Below are 14,486 nucleotides of genomic sequence, written 5' to 3'. Positions count from 1 at the left end.
GGGGTTTAGCGTGACCTCCATGAAGCTTCTGACCGTGAACACGGGCCCGCGCAGGCCCACCGAGTACAGCGACGCCGCCCTGACCGCCATCGACAAACGGCCGGTCGACGGGCCGGTCTGGGTCTCGGGCCCCGGGCCCAAGGGAGTGGGCGGCAGCGGGCTGGCGGGTGACGAGATCGGCGATCCGCGCCACCACGGCGGGGACGATCAGGCGGTGTACGCGGTCGCCCGGGAGGATCTGGACTTCTGGGAGGGGGAACTCGGCCGCCCGCTGCGCAACGGGATCTTCGGCGAGAACCTCACCACCTCGGGGATCGAGGTGAACGCCGCGCTGGTCGGCGAGCGGTGGCGGATCGGCGGGCGCGCGGTGCTGGAGGCGACCACCGGCCGCATCCCCTGCCGCACCTTCGCGGCGTGGATGGGCGAGAAGGGCTGGGTGCGGCGCTTCACCCGGCAGGCCAGGACGGGCGCCTATCTGCGGGTCGTCGAGCCGGGCCCGATCCGGGCGGGCGACCCGGTGGAGATCGTGCACCGGCCGGACCACGGGGTCACGGTGACCATGGCCTTCCTCGCCGGGACCACGCAGCGCACCCTGCTGCCCGAGGTGCTCGCGGCGGGCGAGGCGCTCCACTCCGAACTGCTCGCGACCGCCCGGGCGTACACCGCCGCGCGGAGCGCCGGCTAGGGCGGGGCGCCGCCGGGCGCACGGGCGGGTGCGCCGCCGTCCGGCGCGGGCACTAACGTGCCGCTTATGACAACTGCACTGATCACGGGCGCGACGGCGGGCATCGGGGCCGCCTTCGCGCGGCGACTCGCCTCCGATGGACACAATCTGGTGCTGGTCGCCCGTGACAAGGCGCGGTTGGAGGAGTACGCCACCGAACTGCACGACCGGCACGGCATCGAGGCCGAGGTGCTCACCGCCGACCTCGCGGAGGAGGAGGGGATCGCCTCGGTCGCAAGGCGGCTCTCCGATCCCCGCAACCCGGTGGACCTGCTGGTCAACAACGCCGGCTTCGGCAACAAGGGCCGCTTCCTCGATGTGTCCATGGCCGATGAGCTGACCATGCTGAAGGTGCACTGCGAGGCGGTGCTCCGGCTCACCGAGGCGGGCGCGCGGTCCATGCGGGAGCGCGGCCGGGGCGGGGTGGTCAATGTGGCGTCGGTGGCGGCCTTCGTCCCCCGGGGGACCTATGGCGCGTCCAAGTCGTGGGTGGTCCAGTTCACCCAGGGCGCGGCCCGGGACCTCGCCGGGACCGGCGTGCGGCTGATGGCGCTCTGCCCCGGTTTCGTACGCACCGAGTTCCACCAGCGGGCGGGGATGGGAACGGAGAACATCCCGGGGTGGATGTGGCTGGACGCGGACAAGCTGGTGGGGGCGGCGCTGACGGATCTGGCGCGCGGCCGGACGGTCTCGATCCCCGATCCCCGGTACAAGGCGCTGATGGGGCTGGTGAAGCTGGCGCCCCGGGGGGTGCTGGGCGGGGTCACCTCCCGGACGGGCCGCAAGTACGGACCGCGGTAGCCGGGGCGGCTCCCCGGCATCCGGGCACCCGGGCACCCGACGGCGGGACGGCACCGGGCGGGCGGGGTCGGGCGGCACCCGGCCGGGCCGCACCCGGGCGGGCGGCCCTCGGCGGAACGGCACCGGGCCCGGTGTCCCCATGGCGGGGGCACCGGGCCCGGATGCGGTTCAGCGTGCCGCTACCGACGCGGAGTCATGCGTCAGTGGGAGTGGCCGTGGCCGCCGTGACCGGCGTCGCCCTCGTCCTCGGCCGGCTTCTCGACGACCAGGGTCTCGGTCGTGAGCAGCAGGGAGGCGATCGAGGCGGCGTTCTCCAGCGCGGAGCGGGTGACCTTGACCGGGTCGATGACGCCGGCCTTCACCAGGTCGCCGTACTCGCCGGTGGCGGCGTTGAAGCCCTGGCCCTTGTCCAGCTCGGCCACCTTGGAGGTGATCACATAGCCTTCGAGGCCGGCGTTCTCGGCGATCCAGCGCAGCGGCTCGACGGCGGCGCGGCGGACGACGGCGACACCGGTGGCCTCGTCGCCCTCCTTGCCGAGGTTGCCCTCCAGCACCTTGACGGCGTGGACGAGCGCGGAGCCACCACCGGAGACGATGCCCTCCTCGACCGCGGCGCGGGTCGCGGAGATGGCGTCCTCCAGACGGTGCTTCTTCTCCTTCAGCTCCACCTCGGTGGCGGCACCGACGCGGATCACGCAGACACCGCCGGCCAGCTTCGCCAGGCGCTCCTGGAGCTTCTCGCGGTCCCAGTCGGAGTCCGTGGACTCGATCTCGGCCTTGATCTGCGCGACGCGGCCGGTGATCTCCTCGGAGCTGCCGCCACCGTCGACGATGGTGGTGTCGTCCTTGGTGATGGTCACGCGGCGGGCGGAGCCCAGCACGTCCAGGCCGGCCTGGTCGAGCTTGAGGCCGACCTCCTCGGCGATGACGGTGGCGCCGGTGAGGACGGCCATGTCCTGGAGCATCGCCTTGCGGCGGTCGCCGAAGCCGGGGGCCTTGACGGCCACGGCGTTGAACGTGCCGCGGATCTTGTTGACGACCAGGGTGGAGAGCGCCTCGCCCTCGACATCCTCGGCGATGACCAGCAGCGGCTTGGAGCCACCCGCCTGGATGACCTTCTCCAGCAGCGGGAGCAGGTCCTGGATGGAGGAGATCTTGCCCTGGTTGATCAGGATGTACGGGTCGTCGAGGACGGCCTCCATACGCTCCTGGTCGGTGACCATGTACGGGGAGAGGTAGCCCTTGTCGAAGGCCATGCCCTCGGTGAAGTCCAGCTCCAGGCCGAAGGTGTTGGACTCCTCGACGGTGATGACACCGTCCTTGCCGACCTTGTCCATGGCCTCGCCGACCAGCTCGCCGACCTGCTGGTCCTGCGCGGAGAGCGCGGCGACGGCGGCGATGTCGGCCTTGTCCTCGATGGGACGGGCGGTCGCGAGGAGCTCCTCGGACACGGCCTTGACGGCGGCGTCGATGCCCTTCTTCAGGGACGACGGGGAGGCGCCGGCGGCGACGTTGCGCAGGCCCTCGCGGACCAGCGCCTGGGCCAGCACGGTGGCGGTGGTGGTGCCGTCACCAGCGATGTCGTTGGTCTTGGTGGCCACCTCCTTCACCAGCTGGGCGCCGAGGTTCTCGTACGGGTCGTCGAGCTCGACCTCGCGGGCGATGGTGACGCCGTCATTGGTGATGGTGGGGGCGCCGAACTTCTTGTCGATGACGACATTGCGGCCCTTGGGGCCGATGGTCACCTTCACGGTGTCGGCAAGCTTGTTGACGCCGCGCTCGAGGGCGCGACGGGCGTCCTCGTCGAACTTCAGGATCTTCGCCATGGAGCGTTTCAGTCCTCTTCGTGTACGAACCGCGCCCCCAGCGCCCGGGATATGACTGTCAGCGGGGGCCAGGGGCGCGGTTCACAAAACAAACGGGGTACGGAGACTCCGGGGCGAGCCCCGGTAATCCGACCTACTTCTCGATGATCGCGAGTACGTCGCGGGCCGAGAGGACGAGGTACTCCTCGCCGTTGTACTTCACCTCGGTGCCGCCGTACTTGCTGTACAGAACGACGTCGCCGGTCTTGACGTCGAGCGGCAGGCGCTCACCGTTCTCGAAGCGACCCGGGCCGACCGCGAGGACGACGCCCTCCTGGGGCTTCTCCTTCGCGGTGTCCGGGATGACCAGGCCAGAGGCCGTGGTCTGCTCGGCGTCGAGCGGCTGGACCACAATGCGGTCCTCAAGCGGCTTGATGGCAACCTTGGAGCTGGTGGTCGTCACGGTCCGACCTCCCCCTTCGGAGATCTCGGGGTTCATCTGTCTGAGTGGCGACCAGGTCGATCCGTCGTCGCGGGTGCCGGATCTGCCCGTCGCTGTGCTGGCACTCTCCGGTGGGGAGTGCCAGACCCGAGACTATGACCGCGGTTAGCACTCGGTCAAGCGGAGTGCCAATCCCGTGCGTCGATCCCGGCCCCGGGGGCGCGCCGTGCGGCGAGCCCCCGGGCCGGACCGGACCCGCACCGTGCGGGTCTCCCCGGGCGCGGGGTCCGTCCTCAAACGCCGGACGGGCCGGGATTTGCCCAGCTCGGGTGCGGGGGCCGCGCTCAGACACCGGACGGGCGGGGATTCGCCCAGCTCCGGCACTCCCGGCACAGAGCAGTCCTCAGACGGCGGGACGGGCCGGGGCTCGGGCCGGCAGGGTCAGACGTAGTCCTCCAGGCGGGCCACCGCGTACCCCTTCTCCGTCACCGTCCTCATCACCTGGCGCACCATGTCCGCCATCGACCCCTCCCACTCATCCGTCCCCCTGAAGTGCGTCAGGATGATGTCCCCGGGATGCAGATCCCGATCCCACTCCCGCCACTCCATCCGGTCCGGGAACGCCTCCGCCGCCCACAGCGGCACCGCCTTCACCCCGCAGGCCCGGGCCGCGCGCAGGGTGTCCTGGTTGTAGTTGCCGTACGGCGGGCGGAAGAGCGGGGGGCGCGTGCCGTACAGCTTGGTGAGGTTGTCCTGCTGGCCGCAGATCTCCCGCTTCTGCGCGGCGTAGTCGAGGCCGGGCATGTAGCGGTGGTTGAGGGTGTGGTTGTGGAGCGAGACACCCAGGTCCCGCATCTCGCGGAAGTACCCGTAGTTGTCGTTGATCACATAGTCGCTGAGGAACGAGCTGTACGGGATCTGGAGCTCGGACATCATCCGCAGCAGCTCGGGGTCCTTCTCCCTGCCGTCGTCGATCGTCAGGAAGACCACCCGCTCGGTCACCGGCACGGTGGTGAAGACCGGCGGCAGATACTCGCCGCCCTCGACCTCGAACCCCTTGCGGGTGGTGATCTCGGGCTTGACGGCCGGCGGCGGGGGCGCCGTCAGCGGAGTGCGCTCCAGACCCCACTTCTGGGCGGCGGCGGCCCGGACGGCCTGGGCGCGCTTGCGGCTCTCGGCGCGTTCGGCGGGCGAGCCGCCCGGCCCGGCGGAGCCCGTCCGCTCGCCGGCCGACCGGCCGGGGGCGGCCCCCGCGCCCTCCCGGGGGCCGGGGGTCTCGGCCGCGCACGCCGAGCCGAGGAGGACGGCGAGCAGCGCCGCCGCCAGCGCACGGCGACGCCCCGCCCTCCCCACACCTTTACCCATCATTTTTACGTTTTGTCCGCTTAGCTGCATGGCGCCGCATCCTGTCAGCACGGACCCCGGAGATCCGGCCGACACCCGCCGGGGCGGGCGGACCGTCCCCCGCCTGGCCCACAATGGCCAGGTGAACGACGTCTCCCCGCTCCTCACCGACGAGGGCCAGGCCCTGCTCGCCGCACTCCGCGGCTTCGACCCCGCCCAGGAACTGGCCATCGCCACCCGGCTGCGCCGCGACCACCCGGCCGCGCTGGTCTCCGCCGCGCTGGGGCAGGCCCGGCTCCGGCAGCGCGCGGCGGCGAAGTTCGGCGAGCGGGACGCCCAGCGGATGTACTTCACGCCCGGCGGTGTCGAGCAGTCGACCCGTACCTCCGTCGCCGAGTACCGCGCCGGGCGGTTCGCCGCGCTGGGCGTGCGGAGCGTGGCGGATCTCTGCGCCGGTATCGGCGGGGACGCCATCGCGCTCGCCCGCGCCGGAATCCGGGTGCTGGCCGTGGACCGCGACCCGCTGACCGCCGCCGTCGCCCGCGCCAACGCGGACGCCCTCGGCCTGGCGGAGCTGATCGAGGTCCGCTGCGCCGATGTGACGGAGACCGATGTCTCGGCGTACGACGCGGTCTTCGTGGACCCGGCCCGGCGCGGCGGCCGGGGCAGGATCTTCAACCCGGAGGCGTACTCCCCGCCGCTCTCCTGGGCGATCGGCGCGGCCCGGACCCGTCCGCTCGCCGCACTCAAGATCGCCCCGGGCATTCCGCACGAGCTGGTGCCGGACGACTTCGACGCGGAGTGGATCTCGGACGGCGGCGATGTGAAGGAGGCGGTGCTCTGGTCGGGGGCGCGCGCGCCGGGCGCTCCCCCGGGCCCCGCGATCACCGCGACCCTGCTGCCCGGCCCGCACTCCCTCACCGGGCGCGGTCTGCCCGACCCGCCGGTCCGTCCGGTCGGCCGCTATCTGTACGAGCCGGACGGGGCGGTCATCCGGGCGCATCTGGTCGCGGAGGCCGCCGAGCGCCTGAACGCCGGGCTGATCGACGAGACGATCGCCTATCTCACCTCCGACGAGCTCCACCCGGGGCAGCCGTTCGTCACCGCGTACGAGATCACCGATGTGCTGCCCTTCCATCTGAAGCGGCTCAAGGCGCTGTTGCGCGAGCGCGGGGTGGGCGTGCTGACGGTGAAGAAGCGCGGTTCGGCGGTGGAGCCGGAGGAGCTGCGCCGCCGGGTGAAGCCCCAGGGGCGGAACGCGGCGACGGTCTTTCTGACCCGGGTGGCGGGGGCGCCGTCGATGCTCATCGGCCGCCCCGCCGGGGAGGGCTGAGCGGCCGTCACCCGCCGAGGGGCCGCCACCCGACTGAGCCGCCGTCAGCCGCCGTCAGCCGCCGAGGCCCTCCGCGCGGGCCCGGAGGAGTTCGCGCTCCCGTCCGTTGCGGGCCAGCTCCGCCGCGCGGCTGAACTCCGCGCGGGCCGCGGCCGCGCGGCCGAGCCGGGCCAGCAGATCGCCGCGGACGCTCGGCAGCAGGTGGTACTCCTTCAGCGCGGGCTCCTCCGCCAGCGCGTCGACCAGCGCGAGGCCCGCCTCCGGGCCGTCCGCCATCGAGACGGCCACCGCCCGGTTCAGCTCCACCACCGGCGACGGGACGAGGGCGGCCAGCTGCCCGTACAGCGTGGCGATCGTGCGCCAGTCGGTGTCCTCGTACCGGACGGCCCGGGCGTGGCAGGCGGCGATGGCGGCCTGGAGGACATACGGGCCCGGGGCGGCGCCCAGGGCTCCGGCGCGGGCGAGGGCGGCGTAGCCCCGGTGGATGAACGACTGGTTCCAGCGGGTGCGGTTCTGGTCGGCGAGCAGCACCGGGGCGCCGTCGGGGCCGGTGCGGGCGGCGGTCCGCGAGGCCTGGATCTCCAGCAGCGCCACCAGCCCGTGCACCTCGGGCTCCCGGGGCATCAGCCCCGCCAGCACCCGCCCCAGCCGCAGTGCGTCCTCGCAGAGGGCCGGGCGGAGCCAGTCGTCGCCGGCGGTCGCGGAGTACCCCTCGTTGAAGACCAGATAGATGACCTCCAGCACGGAGCCGAGGCGGGCCGCGCGGTCCGGCCCGTACGGCACCTCGAAGGGGACGCCGGCCTTCGCGAGGGTGCGTTTGGCGCGGACGATGCGCTGGGCGACGGTGGACTCGGCGGCCAGGTGCGCGCGGGCGATCTCCTCGGTGGTGAGCCCGCCGACCAGCCGCAGGGTGAGCGCGATCCGGGCCTCCGTGGAGAGCACCGGATGGCAGGCGGTGAAGATCAGCCGCAGTACGTCGTCGTCGATGGCGTCGATGGCGTCGATGGCGGTCGCCTCCGGCGGCGGTACGTCCTCCAGCGCCCGGCCGACCTGCGCGAGCTTGCGCGCATAGGTCTCCTTGCGCCGGACCAGGTCGATCGCGCGGTGTTTGGCGGTGGCCATGAGCCAGGCGCCCGGCCGCTCCGGGACGCCCGACTCGGGCCACTGCTCCAGCGCGGCGACCAGAGCGTCCTGCGCGATCTCCTCGGCGATGCCCACATCCCGGACGATCCGGGTGACACCGGCGATGATCCGCGCGGACTCGATCCTGAATACCGTCTCCACCGCGTTCGCTGCCGTCACCGGCTCATCAGAACAGGCGTCCGGCGGACGGGCAAACGAGCGGGCCTCAGCCCTCGACGATCTCCCGGATCTCGGAGGTGACGGTCCAGTACTCCTCGTGGACCTGGAGGAAGCGCCTGGTCCATTCGAGGACCTCGGCCTTGTCCTTCGCGCGCAGGATCGCGTACCCCCCGACGACCTCCTTGGTCTCGGTGAAGGGGCCGTCGGTGTAGCTGAGCTTCCCGTTCGACCAGGTGACCCTGGTGCCCTCCGAGGTCGGGGTGAGCCCGGCCGTCTCCAGCATGACGCCCGCCTCGGTCATCTCCGCGATGAGCGCGCCCATCCGCTCCATCAGCCCTTCGCTGATGCCCTCGGCGGGGACGTTCCGCTCGTCGACGCGGACCAGTGTCAGATAGCGCGGCATGGTGACTCCTCGGGTGGTTCCGTGAGCGGTGGGGCGGATTCCCCGCCGCTCACCCCTCTGTCGAACGGGAGACGGCCGGATCGACATCCCCTCCGGAATTCTTCGCGGAATTCCCTCCGGGGGCCACCGCCGCGGTCCGCTCCCGCCCCGGCAGCAGCGCGAGGGCGATCAGCGAGCCCGCGGCGAGCAGCCCGGCGCACACCCAGTAGGCGGTACGGTGCCCTTCCGCGAGCGCGGCGGGGCCGGTCGCCCCGCCGGTGGCGGAGGCCGCGACGGTCACCAGGACGGCCAGCCCCAGGGAGCCGCCGATCTGGCGGGCGCTGTTGAGCAGCCCGGAGGCCATGCCCGCCTCGGCGGGGGTCACCTCCGTGGTCGCGGCCGTGCCCAGCGGTACGAAGCTCATCCCTATGCCGAAGGCGCCGAGGAGCGAGGGGCCGAGGATGGAGCCGAGGAAGGTTCCGTCGGTGGTCGCCCCGGCGGCGAACCAGGCGAGCCCGGCGGACCCCAGCAGCCCGCCCAGGACGAGGAGGTTCCGCACGCCGGCGGTGGCCATCGCGCGGGCGGCGGTCAGCGAGCCGGCCACCACGCCCACACAGAAGGGCAGAAAGGCCAGCCCGGTGGTGGAGGCGTCGTAGCCGAGGACCTGCTGCATGTAGAGCGAGCAGAAGTAGAAGGCGGCGAACTGCCCCGAGCTGAGCAGCAGCGAGAAGACATTGGCGCCGAGGACCGGACGGACCCCGAGCAGCCCTATCCGCAGCAGCGGCTGCCGGACGCGCCGCTCCACCAGGACGAACACGGTGAGCAGCACGGCAGACGCGCCGAGTGTCGTCACGGTCTCGGGCGATGTCCACGGCCGGCTCTCGGTGCGGACGACCCCGAGGACCAGCAGCGACATGGCGCCGGTGATCAGCAGCGCGCCGGCCACGTCGAGACGTGGTGCCGTGGCCCGGTCCCGGGTCGTGGGCAGTCCGCTGCGGGCGGTCGCCAGGAGCGCGAACAGGACGATGGGGACGTTCACCAGCATCACCGCGCGCCAGCCCGCGAGGTCGGTGAGCACTCCGCCCCCGAGCACTCCGACGGCCCCGCCGGCGGCGCTGGTCATGCCCCACAGGGCGAGCGCCCTGGAGCGGGCGGGCCCGGCCGCGTAGGCCATGGTGATCAGGGCGAAGGCGACGGGCGCGAGAGCCGCGGCGCCGACGCCCTGCACGGCGCGGGCGGCGATCAGCGCGCCCGGCGACTGCACCAGCCCGCCGGCGAGGCTGGCCAGGCCGAAGACGGCGAGCCCCGCGGTGAGGATGCGGCGGCTCCCGGCGATGTCGGTGAGCCGGCCGCCGAGCATCAGCAGTCCGCCGAAGGTGAGCGCGTAGGCGCCCACGACCCATTGGAGGCTGTCGGGCGTGAAGCCGAGATCGTCGCGCATATCGGGCAGCGCGACATTGACCACGGACAGGTCGAGCGCCACCATGAATTGCACGGTGAGCACCGCCGTCAGGACCCAACGCGCCGTCCGCGCCTGGTCGTTCATCAGTTCCCCCTCGCGTCGTCGATCCCTTCGGTCCCGCGGTCCGGCACATTACTATACGCGTATAGAAACTCTGAGGGCCCTGGCACGGGAGAATGCACAGGTGGTCGAAGGGGAGAAGAAGAAGCGAAGCGCGGGGCGCCCGCGCAGGCTCGACGCCGGGACGATCGTCGCCGCCGCGCGCCGCGTCATCGACGAGGAAGGGGTGGACGCCGTCTCCATGCGGCGGGTGGCCCGGGAGGTCGGCTCCACGCCGATGGCGCTCTACCACCACGTCCGGGACAAGGACGAGCTGCTGCTGCTCACCCTCTCCGGGGTCTCGACGGCCTTTCCCCGGCCGGAGCTGCCCGGCGATCCGCGCGAGCGGCTGCACACGGTCTCCCTGCACATGCACCGGGTGCTGAGCGAGATCCCCTGGGTGCTGAAGGTGCTGGCGCTCGGCGACCTCACCGACAGGCACGCGCTGTGGATCGCCGAGGAGATCATCGACAGCGCGATCGCGTGCGGACTGACCCCCGAGCAGGCGGTGCGGGCATACCGGACGATCTGGTACTTCGTCTACGGGGATCTGACCTTCCGGGCCGCCCTGGCGGAACGGGCCCGGGAGCCCGGGCGCAGACGGTACTTCCCCGAGACGCTCACCGAGGAGGACCGGGCGGAGCTGCCGCGCCTGACGGAGCTGGCCCCCCGCTGGGAGGAGCTGCGGAGCTACGACATCGGCGAGCAGCTCGCGGCGGTCATCGACGGACTGCTGGGCCGGGCAGCCCGCTGAGCCCGGCCCGCCGGGCCCGGCGGGCGGCCCCGCTCACTCCGCGCCGAGGGACTCGAACCGCCAGCGGTGCACCGCGCGGGTGATCAGATCCGCCGACGGCTCCGGCAGCTCGGGCGGCTCCGCGCCCGGGTCGCCGGCCTCCCACCAGGTCATCACCAGCACCCGGTCCTGGGAGGCGCGGAAGGTCTCCCGGCGCAGCGGCCGGCGGGCCAGCTCCTGGGCGCGGGCCCACTCCAGCAGCTCGGCGCCCCGGCCCCGGACCGCGCGGGCCTCCCACATCAGCGTGACGACACCCGTACCGCCCGCGCCTCCCGCACCGCCCGCGCCGGTCACCTCTGTCGTGCCCGTCGTGCCCGTCGTGCCCGTCGTGCCCGTCATGAGTAGAGATTGTCCTTGCTGATCTCGTGCACATGGTCGTGGGTGTGGGTGTGGGTGTGCGGGTGGCCGTTTCCGGGGACATGGGTCTCCGTCACCGGCAGGGAGGAGTCGGCGGACAGCTCCAGATCCGACGCGGGGCGGTTTCTGGCCACCATCTCGGCACCCAGCGCCGCCACCATCGCGCCGTTGTCGGTGCAGAGCCCCGGCCGGGGCACCCGCAGCCGGATGCCCGCGCGCGCGCAGCGCTCCTGGGCGAGGGCCCGCAGCCGGGAGTTGGCCGCCACCCCGCCGCCGATCATCAGATGGTCGACGCCCTCGTCCACACAGGCCCGTACCGCCTTGCGGGTCAGCACATCGACCACGGCCTCCTGGAAGGACGCGGCCACGTCCCGGACCGGCACCTCCTCGCCCGCCGCGCGCCTGGCCTCGATCCAGCGGGCCACGGAGGTCTTCAGCCCGGAGAAGGAGAAGTCGTACGCCGGGTCGCGCGAGCCGGAGAGCCCGCGCGGGAAGGCGATGGCCCCCGGGTCGCCCTCGCGGGCCAGCCGGTCGATCACCGGACCGCCCGGGAAGCCGAGATCGAGCACCCGGGCGATCTTGTCGAAGGCCTCGCCGGCCGCGTCGTCGATGGTCGCGCCCAGCGGACGCACGTCACTGGTGATGTCGGGCGCGAGCAGCAGCGAGGAGTGGCCGCCGGAGACCAGCAGCGCCATCGTCGGCTCGGGGAGCTTCCCGTGTTCCAGCTGGTCGACGCAGATGTGCGAGGCCAGATGGTTCACCCCGTAGAGGGGCTTGCCCAGGGCGTACGCGTACGCCTTGGCCGCCGAGACGCCCACCAGCAGCGCGCCCGCGAGACCGGGGCCGGCCGTGACCGCGATGCCGTCGAGGTCGCGGGCGGAGACCCCGGCCTCCTTCAGCGCGCGCTCGATGGTGGGGACCATCGCCTCCAGATGCGCCCGGGAGGCGATCTCGGGGACCACCCCGCCGAAGCGGGCGTGCGTGTCCACGCTGGACGCGACGGCGTCGGCCAGCAGTGTCGTACCGCGCACGATGCCGACACCGGTCTCGTCGCAGGAGGTCTCGATACCGAGTACCAGCGGTTCGTCAGCCATCAGTAAACATTCCCTTGTACATGGAGCCGCATCACGAGCGCGTCGACATTGCCGGGCTGGTAGTAGCCGCGGCGGAAGCCCATGGGCTCGAAGCCGAAGCGCTCGTACAGCTTCTGGGCCCTGAGGTTGTCCACCCGCACTTCGAGGAAGACGTCCTCGCACTCGAAGGCGGTGGCGTGCCGGAGCAGATCGGTCAGGAGCCGGGCACCGAGTCCCGTGCCCCACTGTTCCCGGGCGACGGCGATCGTCTGGATGTCGCCCAGACCGCCGGCCGCCGCGAGACCGCCGTACCCGACGGTCTTCCCCTCGCACTCGGCGACGACATAGCGGCGGGTGGCGCGGGGGCCGCGGGCATGGGCGAGTTCGGACCAGAACATCCCGGGCGACCAGGCGTCCTCGGGGAAGAGGGCGTGTTCGAGATCGAGTACGGGTCCGAGGTCCCACCAGCGCATCTCGCGCAGCTCGGGGGCCGGAGCGTCGGTCACTGCGGGGTGACCACCTTGTAGTTCTTCGGCACCTGCGCGTCCGGCCTGCGCAGATACAGGGGCAGCGGGGGCAGGAACTCCTCCCCCGCGGCCAGTTTCGCCACGGCCAGCGAGGCCAGGGCGCCGGCCGAGACATGCTCGGGGTCCCGGGCGTCGGGGAAGGTCTCCGGGTAGAGCAGGGCGCCCGCGCCGACGGCGGGCAGCCGGGCGACCCGCTCGGCGATATCGGCGGGCCGGTCGACGGAGGGGTCGCCGGCGCGCTCGCGCGGGGATTCGTACCTCGCCCAGTAGACCTCCTTGCGGCGGGCGTCCGTCGCCACCACGAAGGGGCCCTGGCCCTCCAGTCCCGAGGCGTACGCGAGAGCGTCCAGCGTGCACACCCCGTACACCGGTACGCCCAGGGCCGAGCCGAAGGTCGCGGCCGTCACCAGGCCGACCCGCAGTCCGGTGTACGGGCCGGGGCCGACGCCGGTCACCACGGCGGTGACGGCGTCCGGTTTCACCCCGGCCGCCGCGAGCACCCGGTCGACGGCGGGCAGCAGGAGCTCGCCGTGGCGGCGGGCGTCCACCCGGGTGGACTCGGCGACGACGGAGCTGCCGTCGTGGAGGGCGGCGGTGACGGCGGGGGTGGCGGTATCCACTGCGAGCAAGAGCACGCAAACAGCCTACGGCTCCGGCGCCCGGGGCACGGCGCCCCGGTGCGGGGGAGCCCGACTGCTAACGTCGCCGAAGACATAAACATTCAAAAGACTGCGAAAGACTGCGAAAGGTGGACACGGTGGCACGGAGCAGTTCGGGACTGGTGGCCGGGCTCACGGCAGCCGCGCTGGCCACCGTGTGTTTCCTCGCGTATCAGGCGTCGGCGAACGCCCCCGCCGCCCTCGGCAAGGCCGGGTCCCCGAGCGCGTCCCCCTCGGCGAAGAGCCCCGCCAAGCCGAGGAACCCGCTGGCGCTGCCCGCGGACTCCGGCTCGGGGACCCGGGTCGTCTACGCGCTGGCCGAGCGGCGGGTGTGGCTGGTGACCGGGAGGAAGACGGTCGGCCGCACCTTCGCGGTGATGCCCTCGACGGTGCACCCCGCGCCGGGCACCTACTCGGTGACCTCCCGGTCGGGCCAGGTCTCCGGGTCGGACGGGGTCGCGATCGAGCACGTGGTGCGGTTCGCGAGCGCCGGCGACGTGGTGATCGGCTTCAGCGCGGCGGTGAACGGGGCGCTGGCCGAGCCGGACCCGAGGAAGCGGACGGGCGGGGTGCGGATGCTGCGCTCGGACGGGGACGCGATGTGGAGGTTCGCGACGATCAGCACCAAGGTGGTCGTGGTGCCGTAGGCGCGGGCGCGCGGAAGTCGCTCGTACGCATGACGCGGACTGTCCGGTTTGCCGGGTTACCCGGGTTGCCGGGTGCCGGGTGCCGGGTTTCAGGCGGCGTCGCGCTGCTGGGCGGACGCGGCCGGGGGCGGGGTGGAGATCGCGGTGGCGGCGGCGCAGGAGGCGAGGAGGTCCTGCATGGAGGGGGGGCCGGGGACGAGGAGGACGGGGGCGGGTGAGGGGGTGGCGGGGTGCGGCCTGGGGGTGCGCTCGGGCGCTGACATGGGTGCCTCCTGGGGCGCGGGGGCGCAAGGCATCGTTAGGTTAGGCAGCCCTAACCTGTCTCTCCCTACCATAGGACCACGCACGGCACCCCCCACGCAACATTTTCCCGACATGGTGTCGGAATACTCCTCCCGGAGGGGGATTGAGGAGCGGGGTTCGGGGGTGCGGGGGGGGGCGGGCCGCCGGCCGGAGGGCGCACCGTGCGGGCCCCTGTGGCGCGGGGTCCGTCCTCAAACGCCGGACGGGCTGAGGTTGCCCAGCGCCGCCGGAGACGCCCCCCGAGACGGCTCCGGGAGCCACCAGCCCGGGGGCGCGCACAGAGTCACGTCCTCAAACACCGGACGGGCTGAGGTTGCCCAGCACCACCGGGGGACGCCCCCGAGACGGCTCCGGGAGCCACCAGCCCGGGGGCGCGCACAGAGTCACGTCCTCAAACACCGGACGGGCTGAGGTTGCCCAGCACCACCGGGGG

Annotated in this window: 16 protein-coding genes; 5 read left to right on the top strand and 11 right to left on the bottom strand. The window is 72.8% G+C overall.

Annotated elements, in window-relative coordinates; all coding sequences use genetic code 11:
* The first annotated feature begins 19 nt into the window (after positions 1 to 19).
* Positions 20 to 685: an MOSC domain-containing protein gene (locus tag ACWCRA_RS03840; RefSeq protein WP_351547742.1), complete on the top strand. Its 666-nt coding sequence runs from the start codon at positions 20 to 22 to the stop codon at positions 683 to 685.
* A 66-nt stretch (positions 686 to 751) separates the two neighbouring features.
* Positions 752 to 1,525, top strand: coding sequence for an SDR family NAD(P)-dependent oxidoreductase (locus ACWCRA_RS03835; protein ID WP_351547745.1), 774 nt, complete (start codon positions 752 to 754; stop codon positions 1,523 to 1,525).
* 200 nt (positions 1,526 to 1,725) lie between these two features.
* Here ACWCRA_RS03835 and groL read toward each other — a convergent pair whose 3' ends face one another.
* From groL to ACWCRA_RS03820, 3 genes are all read right to left on the bottom strand, one after another.
* Positions 1,726 to 3,351 carry a chaperonin GroEL gene (gene groL / locus ACWCRA_RS03830; protein ID WP_351547747.1) on the bottom strand — a complete coding sequence of 542 codons (1,626 nt, stop codon included), beginning with the start codon at positions 3,349 to 3,351 and terminating at the stop codon, positions 1,726 to 1,728.
* A 133-nt stretch (positions 3,352 to 3,484) separates the two neighbouring features.
* Complete coding sequence (groES, locus tag ACWCRA_RS03825; RefSeq protein ID WP_190121666.1) at positions 3,485 to 3,793, bottom strand: co-chaperone GroES; 309 nt, start codon at positions 3,791 to 3,793, stop codon at positions 3,485 to 3,487.
* Positions 3,794 to 4,213: 420 nt separating this feature from the next.
* Positions 4,214 to 5,137, bottom strand: a complete 924-nt coding sequence (locus tag ACWCRA_RS03820; RefSeq protein WP_451066787.1) for a polysaccharide deacetylase family protein — start codon at positions 5,135 to 5,137, stop codon at positions 4,214 to 4,216.
* Between the two features lie 121 nt (positions 5,138 to 5,258).
* Between ACWCRA_RS03820 and ACWCRA_RS03815 the strand changes: the two genes are divergently transcribed.
* Positions 5,259 to 6,449: a THUMP-like domain-containing protein gene (locus ACWCRA_RS03815; RefSeq protein ID WP_451066786.1), complete on the top strand. Its 1,191-nt coding sequence runs from the start codon at positions 5,259 to 5,261 to the stop codon at positions 6,447 to 6,449.
* A 54-nt stretch (positions 6,450 to 6,503) separates the two neighbouring features.
* Here ACWCRA_RS03815 and ACWCRA_RS03810 read toward each other — a convergent pair whose 3' ends face one another.
* Genes ACWCRA_RS03810 through ACWCRA_RS03800 form a run of 3 tightly spaced genes read right to left on the bottom strand, consistent with a single transcriptional unit; the run spans position 6,504 to position 9,679 of the window.
* Positions 6,504 to 7,751: an RNA polymerase sigma factor gene (locus ACWCRA_RS03810; RefSeq protein WP_451066785.1), complete on the bottom strand. Its 1,248-nt coding sequence runs from the start codon at positions 7,749 to 7,751 to the stop codon at positions 6,504 to 6,506.
* Between the two features lie 46 nt (positions 7,752 to 7,797).
* Complete coding sequence (locus ACWCRA_RS03805; RefSeq protein WP_351547759.1) at positions 7,798 to 8,154, bottom strand: YciI family protein; 357 nt, start codon at positions 8,152 to 8,154, stop codon at positions 7,798 to 7,800.
* 49 nt (positions 8,155 to 8,203) lie between these two features.
* On the bottom strand, positions 8,204 to 9,679 hold the full coding sequence (locus tag ACWCRA_RS03800) for an MFS transporter (RefSeq protein WP_351547762.1): 1,476 nt from the start codon (positions 9,677 to 9,679) through the stop codon (positions 8,204 to 8,206).
* 100 nt (positions 9,680 to 9,779) lie between these two features.
* Between ACWCRA_RS03800 and ACWCRA_RS03795 the strand changes: the two genes are divergently transcribed.
* On the top strand, positions 9,780 to 10,448 hold the full coding sequence (locus ACWCRA_RS03795) for a TetR/AcrR family transcriptional regulator (RefSeq protein WP_351547765.1): 669 nt from the start codon (positions 9,780 to 9,782) through the stop codon (positions 10,446 to 10,448).
* Positions 10,449 to 10,481: 33 nt separating this feature from the next.
* Here ACWCRA_RS03795 and ACWCRA_RS03790 read toward each other — a convergent pair whose 3' ends face one another.
* The 4 genes from ACWCRA_RS03790 to tsaB form a co-directional block, all read right to left on the bottom strand.
* The gene (locus ACWCRA_RS03790) at positions 10,482 to 10,727 is read right to left on the bottom strand and encodes a hypothetical protein (RefSeq protein ID WP_351547902.1); all 246 of its coding nucleotides are present in this window, start codon (positions 10,725 to 10,727) and stop codon (positions 10,482 to 10,484) included.
* A 95-nt stretch (positions 10,728 to 10,822) separates the two neighbouring features.
* A complete protein-coding gene (gene tsaD, locus ACWCRA_RS03785) occupies positions 10,823 to 11,938 on the bottom strand; it encodes a tRNA (adenosine(37)-N6)-threonylcarbamoyltransferase complex transferase subunit TsaD (protein ID WP_351547768.1) in 1,116 nt (371 codons plus the stop codon).
* The gene (gene rimI, locus ACWCRA_RS03780; protein WP_351547905.1) at positions 11,938 to 12,390 is read right to left on the bottom strand and encodes a ribosomal protein S18-alanine N-acetyltransferase; all 453 of its coding nucleotides are present in this window, start codon (positions 12,388 to 12,390) and stop codon (positions 11,938 to 11,940) included. Before rimI ends, tsaD begins: the two co-directional genes overlap by 1 nt.
* 29 nt (positions 12,391 to 12,419) lie before the next feature.
* A complete protein-coding gene (gene tsaB, locus ACWCRA_RS03775) occupies positions 12,420 to 13,079 on the bottom strand; it encodes a tRNA (adenosine(37)-N6)-threonylcarbamoyltransferase complex dimerization subunit type 1 TsaB (protein ID WP_351547771.1) in 660 nt (219 codons plus the stop codon).
* Positions 13,080 to 13,201: 122 nt separating this feature from the next.
* Here tsaB and ACWCRA_RS03770 point away from each other — a divergent pair, with 122 nt between their 5' ends.
* The gene (locus tag ACWCRA_RS03770) at positions 13,202 to 13,750 is read left to right on the top strand and encodes a hypothetical protein (RefSeq protein WP_351547774.1); all 549 of its coding nucleotides are present in this window, start codon (positions 13,202 to 13,204) and stop codon (positions 13,748 to 13,750) included.
* 89 nt (positions 13,751 to 13,839) lie between these two features.
* Here ACWCRA_RS03770 and ACWCRA_RS03765 read toward each other — a convergent pair whose 3' ends face one another.
* The gene (locus ACWCRA_RS03765; protein ID WP_351547777.1) at positions 13,840 to 14,013 is read right to left on the bottom strand and encodes a hypothetical protein; all 174 of its coding nucleotides are present in this window, start codon (positions 14,011 to 14,013) and stop codon (positions 13,840 to 13,842) included.
* Positions 14,014 to 14,486: the final 473 nt, after the last annotated feature.

The sequence above is a fragment of the Streptomyces sp. NPDC001889 genome (genome assembly GCF_053594535.1).
The sequence above is the reverse complement of the archived record's forward strand: the minus strand, read 5'-3'. Positions and strand labels throughout refer to the sequence as shown.